The organism is Mesorhizobium sp. 131-3-5, from assembly GCF_016756575.1.
In the GTDB taxonomy this organism is placed as follows: Bacteria; Pseudomonadota; Alphaproteobacteria; order Rhizobiales; family Rhizobiaceae; genus Mesorhizobium; species Mesorhizobium jarvisii.
In genome coordinates, this window is sequence record NZ_AP023254.1 from 3,644,543 (window position 1) to 3,668,437 (window position 23,895).

Consider the following 23,895-nt stretch of genomic DNA (forward strand, 5'->3'; position numbering starts at 1 on the left):
GCGCTCTTGCAGGCAAAGGTCAGGGCATGTCGCTGCGCCTTGCCACCTTCAATGTCGAGAACCTGATGAACAGGTTCGATTTTTCCGGCTATCGCAACCAGCTCAACGAGGATCGGACGCTGGCGCTGTTCGACATCCAGAGCGAAGCCGAATACAAGATGCTGGAGCAGGCTCGCGCCATCGCGCAGTCCGACGACACGCGCCAGCTGACGGCGCTGGCGATCGCCGCCACCCGCGCCGACATCATCTGCATGCAGGAGGTCGACAATATCGAGGCGCTGAAGGCCTTCGAATACGGCTATCTGTTCAAGATGGTGGGGCAGGGCTATCGGCAGAAATACACCACCTCAGGCAACGACTCGCGCGGCATCGATGTCGCCGTGATGATGCGCAACGAGACCGCGCAGGGACAGCCGATCGAATTCGTGCGCATGACCAGCCATGCCTACGTCACCTACGAGCAGTTCGGGCTGCACACGCCTGAACTGGCGGCCCTCGGCAGCGAGGCCAATGAACGCATCTTCCGGCGCGACTGCCTGGAAGTCGACATCACCGTGGGTGGCGTGCCGCTGACGCTCTATCTCGTGCATTTCAAGTCGATGGGCTCGCCACGCAACGGGCTCGACGGACGCGAGGCGACGATGCCTGTGCGTATCGCCGAGGCGAAAGCCGTGCGCCGGATTATCGAGGAACGCTTCGGTGCGGATAATGCCGCCGACAAGCGCTGGGCGATCTGTGGCGACATGAACGATTACCGCCAGCGCGTGAAGATCGCCGGCGACGACCTCGACGGCTACCGTTTCGAGGTGGTCGACGAGGCGCAGTCCTGCATCGACGTGCTGACCGCCGGCGGCTTCTGCGAGAACGTCATCGAGCGTCGGCCGGAAATGGACCGCTGGACCTTCTATCACACGCGCGGACCCGAAGAGCGGCATCTCTGCCAGCTCGACTATATCCTGCTGTCCAGGGGGGTGGCGGCGAAGAACGCCACCGCCGTTCCCGACATCATCCGCAATGGCCAGCCCTGGCGCACGATCTTTCCGGCTGGCCAGGAAGTCGAGCGCTTTCCGCGCGCCGGCTGGGACCGGCCGAAAGCGTCGGACCATTGCCCGGTGGCGATCACGCTGGACATGGTTGGATAAGCATGATCGGGGCTCGATAGGCGGTATTGGGGCTTAGACGCATGAGTTTCGATCTTCCGCGCAATGTCATCCTGCCCGTCGATGCCGTCGACGTCCGGCTCGATCCCGGCCCGCATCCCTTCGCCAGGGATAATGCCGAGGCGATCGCCGAGAACTGGCAGCGCGAGATAGCAGCCAATCCGGCGCTGTTCGACGGCACGGTGGTGCTGCTGTCGCAGCTTGCCTGGCGTGACAACAGCCTGATCGGCCGCTGCCATGCGGTCAACTACTCCACCTTCATGCTCTGGCGGAAGCAGCGCGAGAATTCCGGAGCCGAGCATGCCTATGCCCATGCCATGCTGGTGGCCGGCGACAATGCGCTGGTGGCGATCCGCATGGGACGTCACACGGTCAATGCCGGCCGCGTCTATTTCGCCGCCGGTTCGTTCGAGCCGGTCGATTTCCGCGATGGGCTGGTCGATGTCGACTTCAACATGATCCGCGAGGTGCGCGAAGAGACCGGCCTCGACCTGTCGGCTGCTGAACGCGGCGAGCGCTACCACGCCTTGTCGACGAACAGCGGCACGGTGATCTTCCGCCGTTATCACGAGCCGGCGCCGGCTGATGAGATCGCGCGGCGAATCTCAGCCTTCGTCGCCAGCGAAACCGATCCGGAGATCGAAGGGCCGGTGGTCATACGCCATGCCGGCGACCTGCCGGACGGGCTGACATCGTATATGAAGCCGCTGATCGAGTGGCACTTTTCCGGCGTGGATTAAGGGCGCGCCTTCTCCTGCGCCGCCTTGCGGTCGTTGCGGGCCGCGACGAGAAACAAGATTAAGCCGATGCCCAGCAACCCACCCATGGCCATTCCCATGGTCTGGCCGACGACTGCCTGGAAATCCGACGTGACGCGATCGGGATTGGCCATGCCGAAGCGGGCGAGATACCACCAGATGCCTGCCAGGGCGGCCTCGATGATCACCATCGTCACGATCAGTCGTGTCTTCTTGCTCATGCGTCGTTCCTCAACCTGAGATGTCTTAGCATCGTCGACCAGAGGGCGACAGTGCTGCCGGTGCAGGCAAGCATCCAAGGTTGGGAATAGCCGTCGCTCGTGATGGAGCCGGCCCGGCTTTCTACTCGTGCCGCAGCGCGTCGATCGGATCGAGGCGCGCGCCACGCAGCGCCGGGAAGAAGCCGAACACCATGCCGATCAGTGCCGAGAAACCGACGGCCAGCAGGATGACCGCCGGGCTTGGCGCGAAGGGGATGGTCAGCGTCGCCGAGGCGAGGCCGGCGAGCCCCAGGCCGATCAGGATGCCGATGATGCCGCCGAGCAGCGACAGCACGGTCGCCTCGACGAGGAACTGGATCAGGATGTGCTTTTCATGCGCGCCGATGGCGAGCCTGATGCCGATCTCGCGCGTGCGCTCGGTGACCGAGACCAGCATGATGTTCATGATGCCGATGCCGCCGACCAGAAGGCTGACGCCGGCGACCGCGCCCAGCATGCCGGTCATGGTGGTGGTGGCGCTGGCCATGGCGTCGGCGATCTGGGTCATGTCGCGGATGCCGAAATCGCTCTCGCGATCCGGCGTGATGCGCCTGATATCGCGCAAAATGTCCTCGACGCGCGGCTGCAACTCGCTGGTCGGCGTGCGGTCGTCGGCGGCGATGTAGATGTTGTCGATGTCGCGGTTGCCGGCGATGCGGCGCTGATAGGCATGCAGCGGCATCAGGACGACGTTGTCCTGGTCCTGGCCGAAGCCGGTGTAGCCCTTGGGCTCGAGCAGGCCGATGATCTTGCAGGAGGTGCGGTTGACGCGGATGATCTCGCCTTCGGGATCGCCGGCGCCGAAGAATTGCTGGCGCACAGTCTCGCCGATCAGGCACACGCCGGTGCCCGAGCGGGTTTCGGAATCGCTGAACGGCCGGCCCGACACCAGCTTCCAGTCGCGTGCGTCGAGATAGGCGCTGTCGGTGCCGGTGACGCCTGAGGTCAGGCTTTCAGTGCCGAAGATGACGCGGACCTGCTTTTGCGAGGCCGGCGAAATGGCGCGCGCGCCGGTGAGATGCGCGACCAGCGCCGCGAGATCCTTCTCGGCCAGCGGCCGCACCATCTGGTCGAGCCCGGCCGGGCCGCCGGGGCCTGCTGGGCGTCCGGCACGAACGACCAGAAGATTGCTGCCGAGCTTGGAGATGTCGGCCTTGACCTTCTGCGTCGTGCCGGAGCCGATGGTCAGCATGGCAATGACGGCGGCGACGCCGATGACGATGCCGAGCAGCGTCAGGAACGAGCGCAGCACATTGCGGCGGATCGAGCGAAGCGAGAGGCGGATGGTTTCCCAGATCACGGTCAGGCCACCTCGACATTCACGGTGTCGGAGGCGACATGGCCGTCGAGGAAGCGGATGGTGCGTTCGGCATAGTCGGCGACATCGGCCTCATGAGTGACCATGGTGACTGTCAGGCCGAGCTCCTTATTGAGCTTTGTCAGCAGCTCCATGATTTCGTGCGTGCGTGCGGTGTCGAGATTGCCGGTCGGCTCGTCGGCGACGAGCAGCGTCGGCCGGGTGACGATGGCGCGCGCGATGGCCACGCGCTGCTGCTGGCCGCCGGAAAGTTCGGCCGGCGTGTGATGCTCGCGGCCGACCAGGCCGACCTGGGCGAGCGCCTGCATGGCAAGGTCGCGGCGCTCGCGGCTGGCCACGCCGCGATAGATCAGCGGCAGTTCGACATTTTCGGCCGCCGTGGTGCGCGCCAGGAGATTGTAGCCCTGGAAGACGAAGCCGACATAAAGGTTGCGCAGCATGGCGCGGCGGTTGCGGTCGAGCCGGCCGGCATCGACGCCCATGAAGGAGTAGGTTCCGGCCGTCGGCGTGTCGAGGCAGCCGATGATGTTCATCGCCGTCGATTTGCCCGAGCCGGAAGGGCCCATGATGGCGACGAATTCGCCGCGCCGGATGGCGAGGTCGACGCCGGCCAGCGCGTGAACCCGGGCCTCGCCCTGGCCATAGCTCTTCCAGACCTTGTCGAAGGTGATGAGGGGCGCGCCCGCGGCCACGGCCTCAGCTCCGCAGCTGCGAGGTGGTGATGACCTGCGCGCCTTCCTCCAGGCCGGACGTGATCTCGGTCAGCTCGCCATCGGTCGAGCCGATCTTGACGTTGACCGCATGCGGCCGGCCGTTCTCCAGCACATAGAGCGTGCGCGAGCCGTCGGTGGGGGCCGTTGCGGCCTGGCGCTGGCGATTGCCGCCCGGACGGCCCATGCGGCCGGTAAACAGGTCGCTGAAGCTCCATGCGCGGGCTGCTTGCTGCGTCGGGCGATAGCGGAAGGCGCTGGCGGGCACGGTCAGCACATCCTTGGCCTGTCTTGTGACGACCGAAACCGTGGCGGTCATGCCGGGGCGCAGCAACAGTTCGTTGTTGTCGACCTCGAGCCGTGCATTGTAGGTGACGACGCCGTCCGTCGTGACCGAAGCATAGGAGATGTCGCGGATCTCGGCGCCGAACGGCCGCTCCGGGAAGGCGTCGACGGTGAAGCGGGCATGCTGGCCAGTCTTGACGGCACCGATATCGGCCTCGTCAACCGCCGCCACCAGCTCCATGTTCCTCAGATCGGCGGCGATGATGAACAGCACCGGCGCCTGCAGCGAGGAGGCGACCGTCTGGCCGGGGTCGACCGAGCGCGTCAGCACGATGCCGTCGATCGGCGCGTAGATGGTGCTGTTGGCAAGGTCGGTCTGCTGCGATTTCAGATCGGCATTGGCGATGGCGAGATTGGCCTGCGCGCTATCAAGCGCTGCCTTCGAGCGGTCGCGCGTCGCCGTCGCTGCCTCCAGCGACTGGTCGGTCGCCATGCCGCGCTTGGTCAAGGCGGCCGCGCGCACCAGCGCGCTCTCGTTCTCGGCGAGCGTCACCGTGGCATCCTCGACATTGGCCGCCGCGCCCTTGGCGGAAGCCTCGGCGCGCTCGATTTGCACCTGCAGCTTGGTGGTGTCGAGGGCCGCCAGCACGTCGCCCTTCTTCACCTGCTGGTTCTCATTCACCGAGACCGAGCGGATGATGCCGGAGAGCTGGCTGGAAATATCGACCTGGGTGAGCGGCTGCAGTGTGCCCGTCGCCGAGACCTGGACAGTGAGGTCGGCCCTGGCGGCCGGCACGGTGGTATAATCGATCCTGGCGGGCGTGCCGGCATACCACTGATAGAGGCCAAGACCGGCGGCGAGCACGATCAGGGTCAGCAACGCATAGAGCCAGCCACGCCGGCGCGTCTTGCTCCGCCCCTTCTTATCGAGCCCGAGCGCCGTCTCGATGGCGGAATCCGATTCCGTCTTTGGCAGATTGACAATCTGGTCCACGTCGGACCCCTATGATGCGTAATGTCCCTGTCTGTGCACAGATCAGGGTTGCCGGTCCAAATATCAAATTAAATTTCGCCCATGTTGGGATTGAGGCAGGAATGCAAACCCGGAATTACTTGCTTTACGATGTGTTTACGACCGAGCGACTGGCCGGCAACCCGCTGGCCGTGGTGTTGGATTGCAAAGGTCTGGACACGGAAGCGATGCAGGCCATCGCGCGCGAATTCAACCTGTCCGAGACGGTCTTCGTGCTGCCGCCGGACAACCCCAAGCACAAAAACCGCATCCGCATCTTCACGCCGGACTATGAAATGCCGTTCGCCGGCCATCCGACAGTTGGTTCGGCAATCGCGCTGGCCGACCTGGCCGGCGAGGACGGAGCCGGCATCTTCGTGCTGGAGGAAAACATCGGCCCGGTGCGCTGCGCCGTCAGCAGGCATGACGGCGCCGCTTTCGCCGAGTTCGACCTGGCGAAATTGCCCGAGCCGTTGAAGCTCGAGGCCGATCCGCAGGCGATCGGTGCCGCCCTCGGCCTGGCGCCGCATGAGATCGGCTTCGAGAATCACCGCGTTGCCTTCTGGTCGGCGGGCGTGCCCTATGTGACCATTCCGGTCGCCAATCTCGAAGCGGCGGGCCGCATCCGGCTGGACAACCAGGCCTGGTCGGAGCTGGCGCCGCGCAAGAGCGAGTGGGCCTTCGCCAGCCCCTATGTCTATTGCCGCGAGACGGTGAACCATGAGAGCGCCTTCCATGTGCGCATGATCGTGCCCGGCACGCCTTCCTACGAAGATCCGGCGACCGGTTCGGCGGCGGCGGCCTTTGCCGGCGCCATCATGCATTTCGATGCTCCGACGGACGGCATTTCGCAGCTGTGGATCGAGCAGGGGCTGGAAATGGGCAGGCCGTCGCGCATCCGCCTGGAACTGACCGTACAGGGCGGAAAACTGGCCTCCGCGCGCATTGGCGGCCATGCGGTCAAGGTGGCGGAAGGCAGACTGTTCGTCTGATCGCGGTAAGGGTTTGTCGATTTGTCGGGAAATGATTCCGGCAGGGCTAGACATGACCGATGGTGGCGGCTATATGCCCGCCAACGCCGGCTTTTGCCGGCCGAGTGGGTGCGTAGCTCAGTTGGTAGAGCAGCTGACTCTTAATCAGCGGGTCCACAGTTCAATCCTGTGCGCACCCACCAAATTCCTTGAAGACTTGGTGGAGAGACCCTGAAAGCGAGACGTGTTTGGCGCGTCTCGAGCCATGCACATGACCGCGACGATGCCGCCACTTTCCCAGCCATGCGCCAGCAGAAACACGCCAGGGAATGGCCCGATGGCGGCCTGGGCATCGGCCATGGAGAAAGTTCCGAATTGAATGGGCCAGATCCCGCGTGGCGCTGCCCGGATCGCAGACCTGTAGCCATCCTCCGAGCCGCGATCGGAAACGCGGCGGCCTGGTTCCGTTCCAGATGCGATGGCTTCGTGGCGTGCCGCATGCCGGGATCGAGCGACGGCGTTCTTGCAGGTTTCGCGAGGGGACAGCAAGACGTCGGTATACCCCGTGCCTTGCCGGGCTGGTCACCGTCCTCGGTCCCGTGAAGTGGCACAGGCGATCCTGGTTCAGGCGTTGAACAGCTTGTTTTCTTTAGTTGTTGCGGAAATATCACGTCTGATGTGAGCGGGCTGTAGTATTATCGGTGTCAGGGTAGATGCTTCGTTCGAGGGATCAAAGGCATGCGGGCTTCCATTTTTATCGGTTCTGTATTCTGCGCGGCTCTGACGGCTGGCACGGCACTTGCCGCTGACCCGACGGTCGAGTTGCCGGTCGCATCGATCTACAACTGGACGGGCGGCTACATTGGCGCGCAGATCGGCGGCGGCTGGAGCAAGGTCGATCAGCCTTGGGGTTTTACCGAGGCTAGTCCGAACATCTTTACCCAGGACAATGCGGATGGAAGCGGTGTCGTCGGCGGCTTGCATGCCGGCTACAACTGGCAATCCGGCTCCCTCGTGTTCGGTGGCGAGGCGGACATCAACGCAACCGGCATAGATGGCGACGACGGCGGAAGCGGAGGCGACATTAATGGCTTCAAGGCGAGATGGGTTGCTTCCGTCCGCGCCAGGGCTGGTATCGCATTTGATCGAGTGCTGATCTACGGTACGGGCGGTTACGCCTACCTCAACGGAAAAGCAGACACTCGAGACGTCGGTCGACAGGAAAGTCACTCGGCTTCATTCAACGGATGGACGGTAGGTGCAGGCGCTGAATACGCTCTCACCGACAACATCACGGTGCGTGGCGAATACCGCTACGCAGATTTCGGCTCAAAGACCGTCGTCTTCAACAACTATGTCGAAGACATTAGCCCGGCCCTGCACACTGTCACGATAGGTGTGTCGTATAAGTTTTGACAGTCTTCGGCGCGGAAGACCGCCGCCCGTCGAGCAGGTGCAGCAAAGTCCTTGACCTGCGCGGTTCACCGTTTCACGCAAACGGGAACCACTCCAGCTCTTGTTTCGACGCAATTCCCAAGAGGGAAGCGCTACGCGCTTTTCCCACGAAAACCGTTACACGCTTCGCGGATTTGCCCTACTTTTCCGACACCCCGGCCTCGGCAAAGCTTGCCATCCTCGCATGGCACTCCAGCGCCGAGCGGACGATGTTGACAGCGAGGCAAGCGCCGGAGCCTTCGCCGAGGCGCATGCCGAGATCGAGCAGGGGGGGCAGGCCGAGCGCTTCGAGCAGGCGGCGATGGCCCGATTCGGCCGAAACATGGGCCGCGATGGTGTGGGAGAGGCCGGTCGGATGTAGTCTGGCCAGCGGGGCGGCGGCAGCCGTGCAGACGAAGCCGTCGAGCAGCACGGGTATGCCGAGATGACGGGCGGCCAGCGTGGCGCCGAAGATGGCGGCGAGTTCGCGGCCGCCGAGTGCCGCGGCAACGCCCAGCGGATCGGCGAGGGCTGCGGCGTGGCGCTTCAGGCCGGCTTCGATGGCGACCACCTTGCGCTTCAGGCCGGCATCGTCGACGCCGGTGCCGCGCCCGGTCCATTTTTCCGCGCCACCGCCGAACAGCGCCGCCGAAATGGCGGCTGCCGGCGTGGTGTTGCCGATGCCCATTTCGCCGAAGCAGACCAGATCGAGGTCCTTAGTCACCGCATCATAGCCAGCTGAGACAGCGGCAAGGAAGGCTTTCTCATCCATTGCCGGCACTTGCGTGAAGTCGCCGGTGGGATGGTCGAGGTCGAGCGGGATGACATCGAGCTCGGCGCCGGCGATGCGGGCGAGCTGGTTGATGGCGGCACCGCCGCCGGCGAAGTTCGCCACCATCTGCACGGTGACTTCTGAGGGATAGGCCGACACGCCTTGCGCGGTGACGCCGTGATTGCCGGCGAAGACGAAGACTTTCACCCGGTCGAGCCTGGGAATGTCGCGGCCCTGCCAGCGCGCCAGCCAGGCGGCGATGGTTTCCAGCCGGCCGAGGCTGCCTTGCGGCTTGGTCAGCGTGTCCTGGCGGCTGGCAACGGCCTTTGCCGCGGCATCGCTGCCGGCGGGCAGGTCGAGGCAGGCGGCGCGCAATTCATCGAGGGATTTGAAGGGCATGGGGGCAAGGTCTCCGAAAGGGAATCAGGTCAAGAGGAAAGCGCTACGGAAGCGACGAGAAGCACCGCGATTTCGCTGACCTGCTGCAGGGCACCGATCGTGTCGCCGGTCTGGCCACCGATCTGGTTGAGGCAAAGGGCATGGAAGGCGGCAAAGAGCAGGCCAAGCAGGATGAGCGCGGCAATGGCGCCACCGGCTCCGAGCAGGAGCAGCGTGATCGCGCCGAGCACGGCGCCGGCGATGGCAGTTTCAAGCGAGACGGTACCGGCGCCGGCCGAGAGGCCGTCAGACCGCGCCGGCGGCAAGAGGTGCATGAAGACGCCCAGCACGCCGCGCGAGGCCGCATGCGCGGCAACAAGGGCAAAGAGAGCCTGGGTGGGATCCACCAGTTCCGAAAGCACGTTCCAGCGGATCAGCAGCGACAGCGCCAGCGCCATGGCACCATAGGCGCCGATGCGGCTGTCGCGCATGATGTCGAGTTTGCGGCCGCGCGACTTGCCGCCACCAAAGCCGTCCGCGACGTCGGACAGTCCATCCTCGTGCAGGCAGCCGGTGGTGATCACGGTTGCAACGAGGGCAAGTGCCGCCGCCGGCCCCATGGCAAGGCCGAACCGTTCCGCCGTGGCAAAGACGATGGCGCCGATCAGCCCGACAAGGAGGCCGGCGACCGGTGCGGCCCAGATCGCGGCGGCAAGGCCGCGGCTGCGAAAGTCGAGGTCGGGCAAAGGCAGGCGGGTGAAGAAGACCAGGCAGAGCGCGACGTCGTCGAGGATTTGCCGGGGCGAAAGGGTCAAATTCGGGAGCTTCATGCACTGGCCCTCGCTATCGCATGGAAGAAGGTACCGCTGACATGACCACGCCGGTAGCCGGAAGCGCCGATCGGATTGCCCTGGCCGTCGGCAAGGTCGGCCAGAGGCTCGTCATTGCCGGTGGCCGTCATCTGCGCATAGTGGAATTCATGGCCGCGGATCAGCGCGCCTTGCGCGCCCAGCGGGCAATCGGCGCGCAACCGCGCCTCGCGATAGCCGAGATTCATCTTTCTCTTGGCGAAGCTGGTGGCATGGCCGAGCAGGCCAAGCATTTCGTGCGTCTCGCCGGAGGCATCCTCCAGCGCTTCCCCAAGCACCATGAAGCCGCCGCACTCGCCATGGATGGGCCTGGTCGCGCCGAAACGCGCCATTCCGGCATGGAAATTCGCAGCAGCGGCAAGCTTGCCGGCGTGAAGCTCGGGGTAGCCGCCGGGCAGCCAGCAGACGTCGCAACTGTCGTCGGGCGCCTCGTCGGCGAGCGGCGAGAACGGAACGATCTCCGCGCCGGCCTTGCGCCAATAGGCGGCAACGTGCGGGTAAAGGAAAGTAAAGGCGCCATCCTCGGCGAGCGCGATGCGTTGACCGGGCGGCTGCAGCGCGTCGGCGAAGCCGCCAGCCGCCGGAGCGAGGGGCGTCGCCAGCCTCATCACGGCATCGAGGTCGAGCGACTTCTCCGCCATGTCGGCCAGCCGGTCGAGATGCGCCATCAGATCATCATACTCGCCAGCCTGGACGAGGCCGAGATGCCGTTCGGGCAGGTTCAGCGTGGGATCGCGCAAGATGGCGCCGACGACAGGCAGGCCGATCGCCTCGATGGCGTCGCCTGACAGCTTGCGATGGCGTTCGCTGCCCAGCCGGTTGAGCACGACGCCGGCCATGCGCACATCCGGATCGTAGGTGGCGAAGCCCTTGGCGACAGCGGCCGCCGTGGTCGACTGGCCCGACACGTCGAGCACCAGCAGCACCGGCAGGCCGTAGAGCCGGGCAAGGTCGGCGGCAGAACCGGTTCGCCCAGGCGCGGCCGGAATGCCGTCGAACAGGCCCATGGCGCTTTCGAGGATGACGAAATCGGTGTCGTCGGCCTGTTGCGCGGCCAGCGCATTGAGCAGCGACGGCGGCATGGCCCAGCTGTCGAGATTGACGCCGGACAGGCCGGTGGCGGCGGTGTGGAAACCGGGGTCGATATAGTCGGGGCCGGATTTGGCGCCGCGCACCTTCAGGCCGCGCCGGGTGAGCGCGCGCAAGATGCCGATGGTGACGCTGGTCTTGCCCGAGCCGGAGCGCGGCGCGCCGATGATGATGGCGCGGGCGGTCATGCCTGCCCCGTCAGTGCCGCGCGCATGGCGACGATGCCGCCGACGACGATCAGCGCCGGCGAGGTCAGCCCTGCTGCGGCCGCTTCCTCGGCGATTGTGGCGAGCGTAGCGACGACGGTCCGCTCCTGCGGCGTGGTGGCGGCGACGATCACCGCCGCCGGCGTCGATGGAGCCAGCCCGCCGTCGAGCAGAGCTGCCGCGATCAAAGGCAAATTGGCCATGCCCATATAGACCACGACTGGCTGGCCGGTGCGGGCGATCGCCGCCCAGTCGATGTCGTCGTCGGTGCCGGCGGCGTGGCCGGTCGCCAGGATCACCGCCTTGTTGATGCCGCGCATGGTGGCCGGGATGCCGGTGGCGGCGAGCGCGCTCAGGCCGGATGTCAGGCCCGGCAGCACGCGGAATGGAATGGTTTCGCGTGCGAGCGCCAAGGCTTCTTCGCCGCCACGACCGAAAATATAGGGATCGCCGCCCTTGAGCCTGATAACGCGGCGGCCTTCGCGCGCCAGCCGGACCAGCAGAGCGGTGATGTCATCCTGCTTCATCGACGGCTGGCCGCCGCGCTTGCCGGCAAAGAACAGCTCGGCGTTTGCGGCAACGGCGACGACATCCGGCGAGACCAGCGCGTCGTAGACCAGCGCGTCCGCCTCGGCCAAAGCCGCCAGCACTTCCAGCGTCAGGCAGCCGGGGTCGCCGGGACCGGCGCCGGCCAGCCAGACATGGCCCGGCTCCAGTGGGCGCGGCTTGAAGTTCAGCCGGGCGAGCGCCTGTTCGAGCGTGGCGTTGCCGCCGTTGTTTTTGCTGCTGCCGCTCACGATCCGTCCCGTCCGCGAAAACGCCGCTGATAGTGGGCGTCGTACAATGAACTTTCGCCGAAACCTTCCGCCGCCAGTGAGCGGCCGACGAAGATGATCGCGGTGCGCTCCATCGGATCGGCGGCCAGCTGCGCCTCGATCGTTTCCAGCGTACCGGTCAGCACCCGCTCGTCCGGCCAGGAGGCGCGGAAGACGATCGCCACCGGACAATCGCCGCCATAATGCGGCGTCAATTCGGCGACGACGCGGTCGATGGCGTGGATGGCAAGATGAATGGCGAGCGTGGCGCCGGTGCGGCCGAAGCCTGCCAGCGTTTCGCCGGGCGGCATTTTTGAAGCGCGGCCGGAGACGCGGGTCAGCACCAGGCTTTGCGCGACTTCGGGAATGGTCAGCTCGCGGCGAAGTGCTGCGGCGGCTGCAGCGAAGGAGGGGACGCCTGGCGTCAGCGTGTAGGGTATGCCGTGCTTTTCCAGCCGGCGGATCTGTTCGGCAACCGCGCTCCACACCGACAGGTCGCCGGAATGCAGGCGGGCGACGTCGTGACCTGCCTTGTGGGCCTCGACATAGGCCGCCTCGATCTCGTCGAGCGACATCGGCGCGGTGTCGATCAGTTTCGTCCCCAGCGCGCAATGCTGCAGCAATTCTGGCGCGACGATCGAGCCGGCATGCAGGCAGACCGGGCAGCTTGCCAGCAGCCTGGCGCCGCGCAGCGTGATGAGGTCGGCGGCACCCGGACCGGCGCCGATGAAATGAACGGTCATGGCGCGTCTCCGCTGATGGCGATGGCGCAGGTGACCGGGCCAAGCATGATGCGAGGGCCAAGCAGTTTTGCGCCGGCGCCGGCCACGGCAAGGGCGGATGCCTCGGAAACCGAGGGCGTGCCGGCGACTTCTTGCGACAGGTCGGAGTGGCTCAGCGTTTCCTCCGAGACGCCCCGAAGAGCCGCGTCATCGACGATGATGACCGGAAGGTTCAACGCGCGGCCGGCGGCGGCAATAGCTGCTTCATCCTTCTTAAGTGCGGCGGTGGCCAGTGCGGAAAGCGCCGTCATGGCCAGCCCATGCGCTTCCAGAGCGGTTTCAATCGCGGCAAGCACGTCTTCAACGCCAACGCCTTTTCGGCTGCCGATGCCCGCGACCATCATGGCTTCACCCAACTCCATTGGGTGACCGGCATGGCCGGCCGCCAGGCCTGCATCGAGCCGACCGGCGAGGCACGCGATATGTTTATCCGGATGAGGTCACCACCAAGCTTTGTGTGCTGCGCGAGAAGCAGGGCTTCCATCTCCAGCGTGACTGCATTGGCGACGAGCCGGCCGCCGGAACGCAGCGCCTTGATGGCAGCGTTCAACACGCCGGTATCGCTGCCGCCGCCGCCGATGAAGATCGCGTCCGGCGTGTCCAGCCTGGCCAGCGCCTTGGGTGCGCTGCCTTCCACCACGACAAGGCCGGGAACGCCACAGGCGGCGGCGTTGCGGTGGATGCGGGCGGCGCGGCCCGGATCGGCTTCGATGGCGATCGTGCGCATCAAGGGGTGGGCGAGCATCCATTCGATGCCGATGGAGCCCGAGCCGGCGCCGATGTCCCACAGCAATTCGCCGCGCCTCGGCGCCAGTGACGACAGGGTGACGGCGCGGATTTCGCGTTTGGTGATCTGGCCGTCATGGTCGAACAGATGATCGGCAAGACCAACCGCGAGTGGCAGGATGCGGGCTTGCGGATCCGAATCAATTTCTATGGCCAGCACATTGAGCGGATTGATGTTTTCGAGGTCGAAGGCATCGGCTCGAGTCGAGCGCTGGTTCTCCCTTGGACCGCCCAGAGCTTCCAGAACCGTCAAGCGCGAGGCGCCGAAATCGAGCTCGGTGAGCAAGCGGGCAATCGCAGCTGGCATTTCGGCATCCGACGTCAGCGCCAGGATGCGTGCTTCGGGCTGCAGCAGCGGCCGGATCAGGTCGAGCGGCCGGCCATGCAGCGAGACGATCTCGATATCCTGCAGCGCCCAGCCAAGGCGGGCGGCGGCCAGCGAAACGGCCGACGGCGCGGGGATGACATGCATCTCCCGGGGCTTGACCTTGCGGGCGAGGGTGGCGCCGACGCCGTGAAAAAAAGGATCACCGGAGGCGAGCACACAGACGTTTCTGCCGGCAAGCGCCAGCACATCGGCCATGCCGGCATCGAAAGGAACCGGCCAGGGCCGCGGCTCGCCCTTGGCGAAGGACGCGACCAGCGCCAGATGCCGCTTGCCGCCGAAGATGATCTCGGCCTTGGCAATCCGCTGCTTGGCCTCGTCGCCGAGACCCGCTAAACCGTCCTCGCCGATGCCGATCACCGTCAGCCATTTCGGCTTGGCGCGGCGCGAACTTTCAGCAGGCATGATGACCCACCGCATTCTGATCCTCGGCGGCACCACGGAAGCCCGGCAACTGGCCGGCAAACTGGCGGTACGCGCTTCGGTCACGCTGTCTCTGGCCGGCCGCACCGAAAGCCCGGTCGCGCAAGGCGTGCCCGTGCGAAGCGGAGGCTTTGGCGGCGCCGAGGGGCTGGCGGCCTATCTCAGGGAGCCCGGCACCGACCTGATGATCGACGCCACGCATCCTTACGCGGCGCGAATCTCCGCCAATGCCGCGCAAGCGGCGCGGCTGACCGGCGTGCCGATCCTTGCTTTGCGCCGTCCGGGCTGGGAGCCAGTCGAAGGCGACCGCTGGACTGAGGTCGATACAACAGGCGAGGCCGCGCAAGCGCTTGGTCCGGCGCCGCGGCGCGTCTTCCTGGCGCTTGGCCGGCAAGAGGTTGCCGCTTTCGAAGCAGCCCCCCAGCATCACTACCTCATTCGCAGCGTCGATCCCGTCGAGCCGAAGCTGGCCGTGCCGGATGCGAGCTATCTGCTGGCGCGCGGGCCGTTTGGCGAGGCGGACGAACGCGCGCTGCTCGAAAAGCATCGCATCGACGTGGTCGTCTCCAAGAACAGCGGCGGCGCCGCCACGTACGGCAAGATTGCCGCCGCGCGAGCGCTTGGCATCGACGTGGTCATGGTCCGCAGGCCGACTTTGCCGGACGTGCCTTCGGCTGAAACCGTCGATGAACTCGCCGCGATGGTCGATCATTTTGTCGAGCCCGCTGCCGAGCGCGGGGTGTAGACCAGCGCCCGTTTATCGCCGCGCTTGATGATGCGTGTTTCCGGCGAGCCGATGATGATGCAGGTCGCCATGTCGGCCTTTTGCGCGTCGACGTCAGCCAGCAGATAAACCTCGATGCGCTCGTCCGGACGGCCGGCGGCGCGGCCGAAAATCACCGGCGTGGTGCCGGGCAGGATCGCGGTCAGGCATTCGAAGGCGCGGCCAAGCTGCCAGGGGCGCGCCTTGCTGATCGGGTTGTAGAGCGCGATGACGAAGCCGGCGCCGGCCGCGGCCAGGAGGCGCAGTTCGATCAGCTCCCACGGCTTCAGATTGTCGGACAGCGAGATGGCGCAGAAATCATGGCCGAGCGGCGCACCGATGCGGGCGGCGACGGCGAGCATCGCGGTGATGCCGGGCACGACGGCGACATCGACGGCGCGCCATTCGGCCGGTCCGGCCTCGATCGCCTCGCAGACGGCGGCCGCCATGGCAAAAACGCCGGGATCGCCGCCGGAAACCACGGCGACGTCGTGGCCCTCGGCGGCCTTGATCAAGGCATCCTTGGAGCGGGCGAGTTCCTCGCGATTGTCGGAGGCGACGCGGGTCTGGTCCGGGCGCAGGTCCAGCCGGTCGAGATAAGGTTTATAGCCGTAGAAGAATTTCGCCTCGGCCACGGCGCGGCTGGCTTCCGGGGTGACCTGGTCGGCATTGCCGGGCCCGAGCCCGATGACGGTGAGACGGCCGCTCATGCCTGCGCTCCCAGCGCGCCGGGCCGGCCGGACCAGCCGGCGACCAGCACAATGGCGAAGTAGGGGGCCTTGTCGTCCTGTTTGTCGGCGAGCTTCATCGAGACGCTGCCGGCCATGGTGCCACGCTCGACATAGACGGCACGCGTCAGCTTGCCTGTGGCCTCCAGCGCACGCCTGATCTTGGGCAGGTTGCGGCCGACCTTCATGATGACGGCGGCATCGGTGTCGGCCAGCCGACGGGTCAACTCGAACTCGCTCATCGTGCCGGGCAGCACGGTCAGCACATCGTCGCCCTGGACGATCGGCACGCCGGTCTGCGACCAGCAGCCGGACATTGCGGTGACGCCGGGGATGACCTCGGTCGGGAAACGATGGGCGAGGCGCACATGCAGATGCATGTAGGAGCCGTAGAACAGCGGGTCGCCCTCGGACAGGACGGCAACCATCCTGCCGGCTTCGAGATGTTCGGCGACCTTTTGCGCCGACTCCTCGTAGAAACCGGTGATCTGCGAGCGGTAGTCGTCGTGATCCTTGTCGATCTCCGTGGTGACGGGATAGAGCAGCGGCAATTCCAGCATGTCCGGCCGGAAGCGCGCCTCGACGATGGCGCGCGCGTTGCTGTTGTTGCCGCGCTTGGCGAAATAGGCGACGACATCGGCCTCGGCCAAGGCCCGCGCGGCCTTCAGCGTCAACAGTTCAGGATCGCCGGGACCGGTTCCGACGCCGACAAGGCGGCCTTTTGCAAGCGCGTTCACAGGCCGGGCCTCGCCAGCGAATTGAGCGCTGCGGCGGTCATGGCGCTGCCGCCAAGCCTGCCGCGCACGATGGCGTAGGGTACGCCATAGGAATTCTCTGCCAGCGCATCCTTCGATTCGGCCGCACCGACGAAGCCGACCGGCATGCCGATGATGGCCGCCGGCTTCGGTGCGCCGTCGCGCAATTTTTCCAGGAGGTAGAAGAGTGCGGTCGGCGCATTGCCGATGGCGACGACCGAACCGCCCATACGCTCGCCCCACAGGTCGATCGCGGCGGCGGAGCGGGTGTTGCCGATCTCCTTGGCAATGCCGTGCGTGCGCGGGTCGCGCAGCGTGCAGATCACCTCGTTGCCGGCCGGTAGCCTGGCGCGGGTGACGCCATGGGAGACCATCTCCGCGTCGCAGAAGATCGGCGCGCCGGCGGCAAGAGCCTTGCGCGCGGCGGAGACGAAGTCGGGCGAAAAGACGAAATGGCTTGATGCTTCGACCTGGCCGCAGGCATGGATCATGCGGGTCGCCACATCGGCCTCGGCGTCGGAAAAGCGCGACAGGTCGGCCTCGGCACGGATGATGGCGAAGGAGCGCTCGTAGATCGCTGTGCCGTCGTGGATGTAGTCGTAGGCGGCCATGCTCATTTCCGTTTTTTAGTTTGGGCCTGTCGGTAAGTCTCGGCGATTGCCGCCGGCCCGAGCCTTGTCAGGCAGGCGGCGGCGGTCTCGCCCTGGAATCGTGCGCTGCGGATCAGCGCAGCGACGCGACTGAAGCCGCGCGCGGCGTCATAGCCCGGCCTGTAGCCGGCAGGAAGAGCCTTTGCCGTCGCGTTCACGACAAGTCCGGCTCCATTTTCGCCGCCGACGATTGTGAGCGCCGCCGGGCCGGGATGCGCGCAGCCCTTGGCGCAGCCGGAAATGTGCAGGGTGAAGTCAAGGATGTCGGCGTTTTCCGTGGCGATCGTCTCGGCGATGTCGCGGGTGGCGATGCGGCCGGAGGCGCAAGCCGGCGTGCCGGGGCAGGCGGCGATGCGCGTGCGCGGGTCGGCGGCGGAGGTGACGAAGCCGAGGGTGGCGGCGATAGTCTGGAGGGGTTGGTTGGTGTCCGTCGGCTGGCCAAGGAAGAGCAGAGCGCGGCCTGGGGCGAGGCGGATTTCGGTGGTGCCGAGGGTGACGGCGCTTTGCGCAAGGTCGATGATTTTATCCGCCGGCATGCTGCCGTAGGGGAGGGCAATGCCGAGGGTGAAAGTGTCGCCGGCTAAGGGAAAAGGGCCGATAGGTTTGCGCGAGGCGCCCCCCTCAGTCCTGCCGGACGCCTCGCGCAAACCTGTCAAGCATAGCCAACCTGCTAGAGACACCAACTGCCGCTCCGACAAGTCCCGCGCATGCGCCTCACGGCCTTTTTCAGCGACCATCCTGAGTGCAGCCACGGCTATGTCTCTGGCGGCATCCGCATCGACCGTTGCCAGCACCTTCGCGTTTTGGCCATCGCCGGCAACCGATACGCTCCAAACGATGCCGTTGTCGGCCCGTACCGCCTTCAGCCGCACATCGGCCGTCACCGCATCCATCGTCAGTTGCCCGCCGCCATCCACCACGACAGACACCTTCGGCCCGAGCCTTGGCGTCAGCCCGGCCTCGTCAACCGCCACCCTGACCCGCTCAGCCAGTGGTCGTGGATCGGCAACCTCCTGCGGATCGATGCCCGCCAGCGGCCCCGTCTCGACCGGCACGCCGGTGCGCACTGCAATGCCCAGCGCGTCGACCTCCGCCGCCAGCAGCGCAGCGCTATCCGCCGTCAACCCGCGAATCTGCAGGCTGCCGCGCGCTGTCACTTCCATGATGCCGTTGCCATGCCGCAGGGCGGATTCGGCCAGACCGATCAACAGCTTCGGCGAAAATGCTCCAGCAACCGGGTTGAGCCGCACCAGCAGTCCATCGCCGGTCTGCATCGGCGCCGACAGGGCCGGGCAGGCGCCGCGACGTGAGAAGGCGTTCATGCCGCCACTCCCAGCGCCTCGGCCTCTGCAATCAGCGCGGCGAGATCGTCGTCGATGGAATTGCGCAAGGGATGCCAGAGGCCGCGCCGGCGCGCCGACAGGAAACGCTCGGCAATGACTTTCGCCGCCGCCGGGTTTTCCCGAAGGATAAAGGCGCGAACATCCGCGTTGCCGACATAGGCGTCGTGCACGGCCTCGATCAGCGCGCCCGATATGGCATGCGTGGTTTCGGCGAAGCCGACCAGCCGGTCGACCGTCTCGGCGAATTCAGAGGCGCCGCGTGGGCCGTGCCGCATCTGGCCTGAGATGAAGCGGGCATTGACAGCGCGGGCGCGCACCACGCGCGATACGGCCTCACTGATCGAGCGCGGCTTCGGCATTTGCGGGTCCGTCGTATCGAGCACGATGACGTCGGCATTCCGGCCAAGCGCCGCAAGCGCGGCTGAAAAGCCGCCGATGAAGGCGACGTCGGCGGAGCCTTCGAGAATGTCGCGGCCGGGGTCGTCGCCGGTGTGGACCAGAAGATCGGCCTCGGCGATGCGGGTTTCGAAGGCGCCGGGCGCGGAGACGCCTTCGCCGCTTTCGCCGCCATAGGCGTGCGAGGTGGCGTCGAGATAGGCGCGGCCGATCTCTTCACGCGCGCCCCAGTCGCCGCTCGACAGGAGATTCTCGACGCCGGCGCCATAGGTGCCGGGTGAGGTGCCGAAAATGCGCGGGCTGATCTTGCCATCGACGCGGGTCCGGGCCGCGAGCGGGTTTTCCGAATCTTCTTCATCGCGGGCGGCAACGGCGTTGGCGGCGGCGTCGATCAACGCGATCTGGGTCGGGAACATGTCGCGGAACAGGCCCGATATGCGCCAGGTGACGTCGACGCGCGGGCGGCCGAGCGTCGCCGGCGGCAGCACTTCGATGCCGGTGATGCGGCCGGTGGCGGCATCCCATTGCGGCCGGCAGCCCATCAGCGCCAGGCCTTGCGCGATCTCCTCGCCGCCGGTGCGCAATGAGGCCGAGCCCCAGAGATCGATGACCAGCGAACGCGGCCAGTCGCCGTGCGATTGCAGATAGCCGCGCACCACTTCTTCCGCCGCCGCCTTGCCCAGATCATAGGCGGTCGGCGTCGGCATGGTGCGTGGATCCGACGTGAACAAATTGCGGCCGGTGGGCAGCACGTCGGAACGTCCGCGCGCCGGCGCGCCGGCCGGGCCGGCCTTGACGTGGCGGCCATCGAGCGCGGCAAGCAGCGCCGACCTTTCAGCCTCGGCACTTTGGCGGCGCATAGCGTCGGGCTCGTCGTCAGCCGCGCGGCCATAGATATGCAGGCCATCCTTGATGGCGAAATCCTTGAGGTCACAGAGCCAGGCATCGATGCGGCGCAGCGCTTCGTCGGGCGCGTCGGTCCTGGCGACACCGGCTTCGGCGGCGAGGCCAGTTTTCTGCGCGGTGTCGACGATCAGTTTTGCCAGGCGGTCGCGGCGGCGGCGGTCGAGGCCGTCGGCCTGGGCGTATTCATCGACCAGGCGCTCAAGTTTGTGCTGATCTTCGTCAAGTCCCGCACCGGCCAGCGGCGGTGGCAGATGACCGAGGGTGACGGCGGCGATGCGCCGCTTGGCTTGTGCTGCCTCGCCGGGATTGGAGACGATGAAGGGATAGATGACGGGCATGGCGCCGGTGACGATCTCGGGGAAGCAGGCCTTCGACAGCGCGACAGTCTTGCCCGGCAGCCATTCCAGCGTGCCGTGGGCGCCGACATGGATCAGGGCGTGGACGCCGAGAGATTTGCGCAGCCAGAGGCCGAAGGCGAGCAGGGCGTGGCGTGGCGGGAGTGTCGGGTCGTGGTAGTCGGCGCGGCGGTCGGCCGAGCGGCCGCGGTCGGGGGCGAGGGCGACGGTGATGTTGCCGAAGGTCGTGGCGCGGAAGGGGAAGTGCAGCGAGGTCGGCGCTTGAACACCCCCCTCTGTCCTGCCGGACATCTCCCCCGCAGGGGGGGAGATTACGCTGTCATCTCTGCCCTCGCCAATCTCCGACGTTGCAAGAGTGGCCTTAGCGCTGAAACTGCCAATCTCCCCCCTTGCGGGGGAGATGTCCGGCAGGACAGAGGGGGGTGCCTCGCGCAAACCTGTCTTGTCTTCCGCTTTCCCCCACGCCGCCTCAACAGCAGTCATTGCCTCGACAGGCAGGTCTCGTGAAAGGTCGAGATACTCATCCAATCCCAACCCACCATCGCCCCGCTCCAGCAAATCCAGCAATTCCCGAGGCGATTGCGGGATCCCTTCAACCCCGTAGCCCTGTTCCTTCAGGTCATGCAGCATCGCCAGCACGCTCGACGGCACGTCGAGGCCGACGGCATAGCCGGTACGGCCAGGCGCGCTGGGATAGTCCGGGATCAGGATGGCGAGCTTGCGCGTCGCGCGGGGCGTCTCCTGCAGGCGAATGAAGGCTGCCACGCGGTCAGCGACCTGCGCGACGCGATCCGGTTCCGACCGGTTGGCGAAGGCGCGGTGGCCAAGCGCGGGATCGACATCGCTTTCACCCTTGAAGGAAATCGCGCCGGCGAGGATGCGGCCGTCCAGTTCTGGCAGCACGACATGCATGGCGAGGTCGGCGGGCGCCAGGCCACGCTGGTTATTCTCCCAGATGTCGCGGCGGGTGGTGGCGACGATGACCTGGAAAACGGGCACGCCGGCGCGGTCGAACAGGGTTTCAACGCCGGGTTCGGCGCCGGAAGCGAAGGCGGTCGCGGCGATGATGGCAACGGGTCTGAGCTTGGCGATGGCGGTTTCCGCGAAGGCCAGGGATGTCGGGTCTTTGAGGCCGGAGACGAAGATGGGGACAGGCGTCATGCCGCGCTGCCGCAGCGCATCGAAAAGGGCGTCGATGGGTGCGACGTCGGCGGCCAGCAGCATCGAGCGGTAGAAGAGAATGGGCACGACCTTTCCCTCTCCCTCGAGGGCGAAGGGGACGACGCCGCGGCCTGGCTCGTAGTAGCCGGCCTTCGGCACCGCCACCGGCTCAACAACGGCCGCGTCCTGCCCAGCCAGCCTGGCCAGCCGCTGCACCAGCGCGCCCATATTGGCCGGGCCGCCCTCGCGGAAATAGCCGAGCAGGGCGTCCAATTCCCAGCGCGGCAGCGTCGAGGCTTCGATCAGCCTGATATCCTCGTCATGGCTTTCACCGGGCAGCAGCGCCAGTTTTATGCCGCGTTCCCGAGCGGTCGAGGCCAGCTGGTCGCAGCCGTAGCGCCACCAGTCGTAGCCGCCGAGGATGCGTACCAGGATGATCTTGGCGTGGCGGGCGACGCTGTCGACCCAGAGGTCGACGGACATAGGGTGGCGCAGGTCGCGAAGCGCCGCCAGCCGCATCGAGGGCAAACGGCCGGCATCCGCCTTCCAGGCGGCCGCCAGTCCGGCGAGGTCGCTGTCGGTGAAGGACAGGGCCACGATATCCGCCGGCGTCTGCCGCAGATCGACCGGCTCGGCGAGATCGTCGAGCGAGGCGGAGGTCGTGGTGAGGATATGCATCGCGGCCCGTGTCTGAAATCAGCCGGCGAGTATACGCTCGATTGCCGGGCGGTTCAGCCCCTTGAGGCCGATGACGACCAGGCGCGAACGGCGGTTGTCCTCGGCGGTCCAGGCGCGGTCATAGTAATGATTGACGCGCGGGCCGACGGCCTGCAGCAAGAGCCGCATCGGCTTGCCGCCGACCTCGACGAAGCCTTTCACGCGCAGCACGTTTTCCTGTTCGGCGGCGGCGGCGACGCGTTGTGCCAGCTCATCCGGATTGGCGATCGAGGGAATGTCGACGATGAAGGTGTCGAAGTCGTCATGCTCGTGGTCGAAGGCGCCGTCATGATGGGATTTGCGGTTCTCGATGTCGTCCTCGACGGCGAGACCGAGCCCGAGCAGCACGGAGGGATCGACCTTGCCATGCGAGGTCGGCACGATCTTCACGGCACGGGCGGAGTGTTCGCCGATGATGGCGTTGGCGCGGGCCGAACCGGCGGCGTCCATAAGATCGCTTTTCGACAGGATGATCAGGTCGGCGCAGGCGATCTGGTCCTCGAACAGTTCCTCGACCGGGTCGTCATGGTCGAGGCTATCATCTTGCGCGCGCTGCGCCTGCAAGGCGTCCATGTCGTTGGCGACCCGGCCTTCGGCCAGTGCGGGACCGTCGACCACGGCGATGACGCCATCGACGGTGACGCGGCTCTTCACCGTCGGCCACTGGAATGCCTGGACCAGCGGCTTGGGCAGGGCCAGGCCCGAGGTCTCGATCAGGATGTGATCGACCTTGGGGTTGAGCGACAGGATCTGGTCGAGCGCCGGCACGAAATCGTCGGCCACGGTGCAGCAGATGCAGCCATTGGCCAGTTCGACGATGTTTTCCTCCGGGCAGGTGTCGATGCCGCAGCCCTTCAGAATCTCGCCGTCGATGCCGATGTCGCCGAACTCGTTGACGATGATGGCAATGCGCTTGCCGCTGGCGTTTTCCAGGAGATGGCGGACCAGCGTCGTCTTGCCGGCACCAAGGAAGCCGGTGACGACGGTGCAGGGGACGCGGGTGACGGAAGCGCTCATGATCAATCCTTCAGCAGGTTGAGGGGAGGAATGCGGGCAACGAGGCCGCGCTTGAGGGAATCGGGCCGACCGCGCCATGGAATGAGGCCGTCGGTCGAGGCGGCGAAGATTTTGGCGCCGGTGACGAGGTCGGCGCCGCTGGTCGCGGTCAGGTCGCCGAAGACATAGCTCCAGCAGCCGTCGCGCAGGATCGCGGCGCTCAGCCGGCGCTTGCAATTGCCGAGGCACTCGACCGTGCGGATGCGGATGTCATCGCCTGCAGCGGCTTGGCGCGTGTCTTCGGCTAGCAGTTCGCCGGCGCGGGGATGGGCGTCGGAGCCGGTCTCGTCGCGGCAGGAGGCGCAGACGATGACGGTGACGCCGGCCAAGGCATCGCCGTCGGCGGACGAATTGTCCGCTGTGCCAGCCGAAAAACTGCTGTTCTGGTCCAAAAACCGGGCTCCTTGCCCGGAAACCCGCCGGGCGATCGGATTCTTTTGTCGCAGACGGCAGGTCTCCTGGCTCGCGGGTCATCGCCTTGGGTGCCGCCTTCCCGGGAACGTCCCAGTGGCTTTCGGCCTTGGCTCTTCGCTTACAGTTGCGGGGACAGCCGCGGATTTGAGATCGAAATCCCGCACCGCATTCCCTCTTAGCCCCTGCCGTTGCGGGCAAGGGACCGTCTGGAGCGGATTTAGGCTTTTGCAGGCAGCG

The 23,895-nt window shown here is 66.3% G+C and carries 23 protein-coding genes, 1 tRNA gene and 1 riboswitch; of the genes, 6 read left to right on the forward strand and 18 right to left on the reverse strand.

Translation table 11 applies throughout. The annotated features are described in order from the left end of the window. The first annotated feature begins 26 nt into the window (after positions 1-26). Together JG747_RS17805 and JG747_RS17810 are read left to right on the forward strand one after the other, a co-directional pair. The gene (locus JG747_RS17805; RefSeq protein WP_202359715.1) at positions 27-1,142 is read left to right on the forward strand and encodes an endonuclease/exonuclease/phosphatase family protein; all 1,116 of its coding nucleotides are present in this window, start codon (positions 27-29) and stop codon (positions 1,140-1,142) included. Between the two features lie 41 nt (positions 1,143-1,183). Then, complete coding sequence (locus JG747_RS17810) at positions 1,184-1,900, forward strand: hypothetical protein (RefSeq protein WP_202359716.1); 717 nt, start codon at positions 1,184-1,186, stop codon at positions 1,898-1,900. Here JG747_RS17810 and JG747_RS17815 read toward each other — a convergent pair. The 4 genes from JG747_RS17815 to JG747_RS17830 form a co-directional block, all read right to left on the reverse strand. Next, the gene (locus tag JG747_RS17815) at positions 1,897-2,139 is read right to left on the reverse strand and encodes a hypothetical protein (protein WP_019858967.1); all 243 of its coding nucleotides are present in this window, start codon (positions 2,137-2,139) and stop codon (positions 1,897-1,899) included. The genes JG747_RS17810 and JG747_RS17815 overlap by 4 nt on opposite strands. Positions 2,140-2,260: 121 nt before the next feature. Next, positions 2,261-3,478, reverse strand: coding sequence for an ABC transporter permease (locus tag JG747_RS17820; protein WP_202359717.1), 1,218 nt, complete (start codon positions 3,476-3,478; stop codon positions 2,261-2,263). 2 nt (positions 3,479-3,480) lie between these two features. Then, positions 3,481-4,188, reverse strand: coding sequence for an ABC transporter ATP-binding protein (locus JG747_RS17825; RefSeq protein WP_019858965.1), 708 nt, complete (start codon positions 4,186-4,188; stop codon positions 3,481-3,483). A 4-nt stretch (positions 4,189-4,192) separates the two neighbouring features. Continuing rightward, positions 4,193-5,485 (reverse strand): efflux RND transporter periplasmic adaptor subunit, encoded by a 1,293-nt coding sequence (locus JG747_RS17830; protein WP_202359718.1) that lies wholly within the window; start codon positions 5,483-5,485, stop codon positions 4,193-4,195. A gap of 101 nt (positions 5,486-5,586) precedes the next feature. Here JG747_RS17830 and JG747_RS17835 point away from each other — a divergent pair, with 101 nt between their 5' ends. The 3 genes from JG747_RS17835 to JG747_RS17845 all read left to right on the forward strand — a co-directional run bounded on the left by JG747_RS17835 (position 5,587) and on the right by JG747_RS17845 (position 7,890). Continuing rightward, positions 5,587-6,495 (forward strand): PhzF family phenazine biosynthesis protein, encoded by a 909-nt coding sequence (locus JG747_RS17835; protein WP_202359719.1) that lies wholly within the window; start codon positions 5,587-5,589, stop codon positions 6,493-6,495. 106 nt (positions 6,496-6,601) lie between these two features. After that, positions 6,602-6,677: transfer RNA gene (locus JG747_RS17840), tRNA-Lys, on the forward strand. Between the two features lie 535 nt (positions 6,678-7,212). Continuing rightward, positions 7,213-7,890 (forward strand): outer membrane protein, encoded by a 678-nt coding sequence (locus JG747_RS17845; RefSeq protein WP_202359720.1) that lies wholly within the window; start codon positions 7,213-7,215, stop codon positions 7,888-7,890. Between the two features lie 178 nt (positions 7,891-8,068). Here the strand turns inward: JG747_RS17845 and cobT are convergent, their stop codons facing one another. Genes cobT through cbiE form a run of 7 tightly spaced genes read right to left on the reverse strand, consistent with a single transcriptional unit; the run spans position 8,069 to position 14,395 of the window. Continuing rightward, a complete protein-coding gene (cobT, locus tag JG747_RS17850) occupies positions 8,069-9,079 on the reverse strand; it encodes a nicotinate-nucleotide--dimethylbenzimidazole phosphoribosyltransferase (RefSeq protein ID WP_064983926.1) in 1,011 nt (336 codons plus the stop codon). A 29-nt stretch (positions 9,080-9,108) separates the two neighbouring features. Then, positions 9,109-9,888: an adenosylcobinamide-GDP ribazoletransferase gene (cobS, locus tag JG747_RS17855; RefSeq protein ID WP_202359721.1), complete on the reverse strand. Its 780-nt coding sequence runs from the start codon at positions 9,886-9,888 to the stop codon at positions 9,109-9,111. Further along, on the reverse strand, positions 9,885-11,204 hold the full coding sequence (locus JG747_RS17860) for a cobyrinate a,c-diamide synthase (RefSeq protein ID WP_202359722.1): 1,320 nt from the start codon (positions 11,202-11,204) through the stop codon (positions 9,885-9,887). The genes cobS and JG747_RS17860 overlap by 4 nt, the downstream gene beginning before the upstream one ends. Further along, positions 11,201-12,019 (reverse strand): uroporphyrinogen-III C-methyltransferase, encoded by an 819-nt coding sequence (gene cobA / locus JG747_RS17865; protein WP_038647523.1) that lies wholly within the window; start codon positions 12,017-12,019, stop codon positions 11,201-11,203. The genes JG747_RS17860 and cobA overlap by 4 nt, the downstream gene beginning before the upstream one ends. Then, a complete protein-coding gene (gene cobM / locus JG747_RS17870; protein ID WP_202359723.1) occupies positions 12,016-12,780 on the reverse strand; it encodes a precorrin-4 C(11)-methyltransferase in 765 nt (254 codons plus the stop codon). Before cobM ends, cobA begins: the two co-directional genes overlap by 4 nt. Then, a complete protein-coding gene (locus JG747_RS17875) occupies positions 12,777-13,163 on the reverse strand; it encodes a cobalamin biosynthesis protein (RefSeq protein ID WP_202359724.1) in 387 nt (128 codons plus the stop codon). Before JG747_RS17875 ends, cobM begins: the two co-directional genes overlap by 4 nt. Continuing rightward, positions 13,160-14,395 carry a precorrin-6y C5,15-methyltransferase (decarboxylating) subunit CbiE gene (cbiE, locus tag JG747_RS17880; protein WP_202359725.1) on the reverse strand — a complete coding sequence of 412 codons (1,236 nt, stop codon included), beginning with the start codon at positions 14,393-14,395 and terminating at the stop codon, positions 13,160-13,162. The genes JG747_RS17875 and cbiE overlap by 4 nt, the downstream gene beginning before the upstream one ends. Position 14,396: 1 nt before the next feature. Between cbiE and JG747_RS17885 the strand changes: the two genes are divergently transcribed. Further along, positions 14,397-15,158, forward strand: coding sequence for a cobalt-precorrin-6A reductase (locus tag JG747_RS17885; RefSeq protein WP_202359726.1), 762 nt, complete (start codon positions 14,397-14,399; stop codon positions 15,156-15,158). Here JG747_RS17885 and JG747_RS17890 read toward each other — a convergent pair. From JG747_RS17890 to JG747_RS17920, 7 genes are read right to left on the reverse strand one after another with little or no spacing between them, the layout of a single operon-like run. Next, complete coding sequence (locus JG747_RS17890; RefSeq protein ID WP_202359727.1) at positions 15,122-15,886, reverse strand: precorrin-3B C(17)-methyltransferase; 765 nt, start codon at positions 15,884-15,886, stop codon at positions 15,122-15,124. The two genes, JG747_RS17885 and JG747_RS17890, sit on opposite strands and share 37 nt — an antisense overlap. Continuing rightward, positions 15,883-16,641: a precorrin-2 C(20)-methyltransferase gene (locus JG747_RS17895; protein WP_064983934.1), complete on the reverse strand. Its 759-nt coding sequence runs from the start codon at positions 16,639-16,641 to the stop codon at positions 15,883-15,885. Before JG747_RS17895 ends, JG747_RS17890 begins: the two co-directional genes overlap by 4 nt. Then, a complete protein-coding gene (locus tag JG747_RS17900; protein WP_202359728.1) occupies positions 16,638-17,270 on the reverse strand; it encodes a precorrin-8X methylmutase in 633 nt (210 codons plus the stop codon). The genes JG747_RS17895 and JG747_RS17900 overlap by 4 nt, the downstream gene beginning before the upstream one ends. A gap of 2 nt (positions 17,271-17,272) precedes the next feature. Beyond that, positions 17,273-18,631 carry a precorrin-3B synthase gene (gene cobG, locus JG747_RS17905; RefSeq protein ID WP_202359729.1) on the reverse strand — a complete coding sequence of 453 codons (1,359 nt, stop codon included), beginning with the start codon at positions 18,629-18,631 and terminating at the stop codon, positions 17,273-17,275. Next, entirely contained in the window at positions 18,628-22,149 is a 3,522-nt protein-coding gene (gene cobN, locus JG747_RS17910; RefSeq protein ID WP_202359730.1) for a cobaltochelatase subunit CobN, read from the reverse strand. The genes cobG and cobN overlap by 4 nt, the downstream gene beginning before the upstream one ends. A gap of 18 nt (positions 22,150-22,167) precedes the next feature. Beyond that, positions 22,168-23,205: a cobalamin biosynthesis protein CobW gene (gene cobW, locus JG747_RS17915; protein WP_202359731.1), complete on the reverse strand. Its 1,038-nt coding sequence runs from the start codon at positions 23,203-23,205 to the stop codon at positions 22,168-22,170. A gap of 2 nt (positions 23,206-23,207) precedes the next feature. After that, positions 23,208-23,636, reverse strand: coding sequence for a DUF1636 family protein (locus JG747_RS17920; protein ID WP_038647506.1), 429 nt, complete (start codon positions 23,634-23,636; stop codon positions 23,208-23,210). A gap of 39 nt (positions 23,637-23,675) precedes the next feature. Next, positions 23,676-23,880: riboswitch (cobalamin riboswitch) on the reverse strand. Positions 23,881-23,895 lie beyond the last annotated feature (15 nt).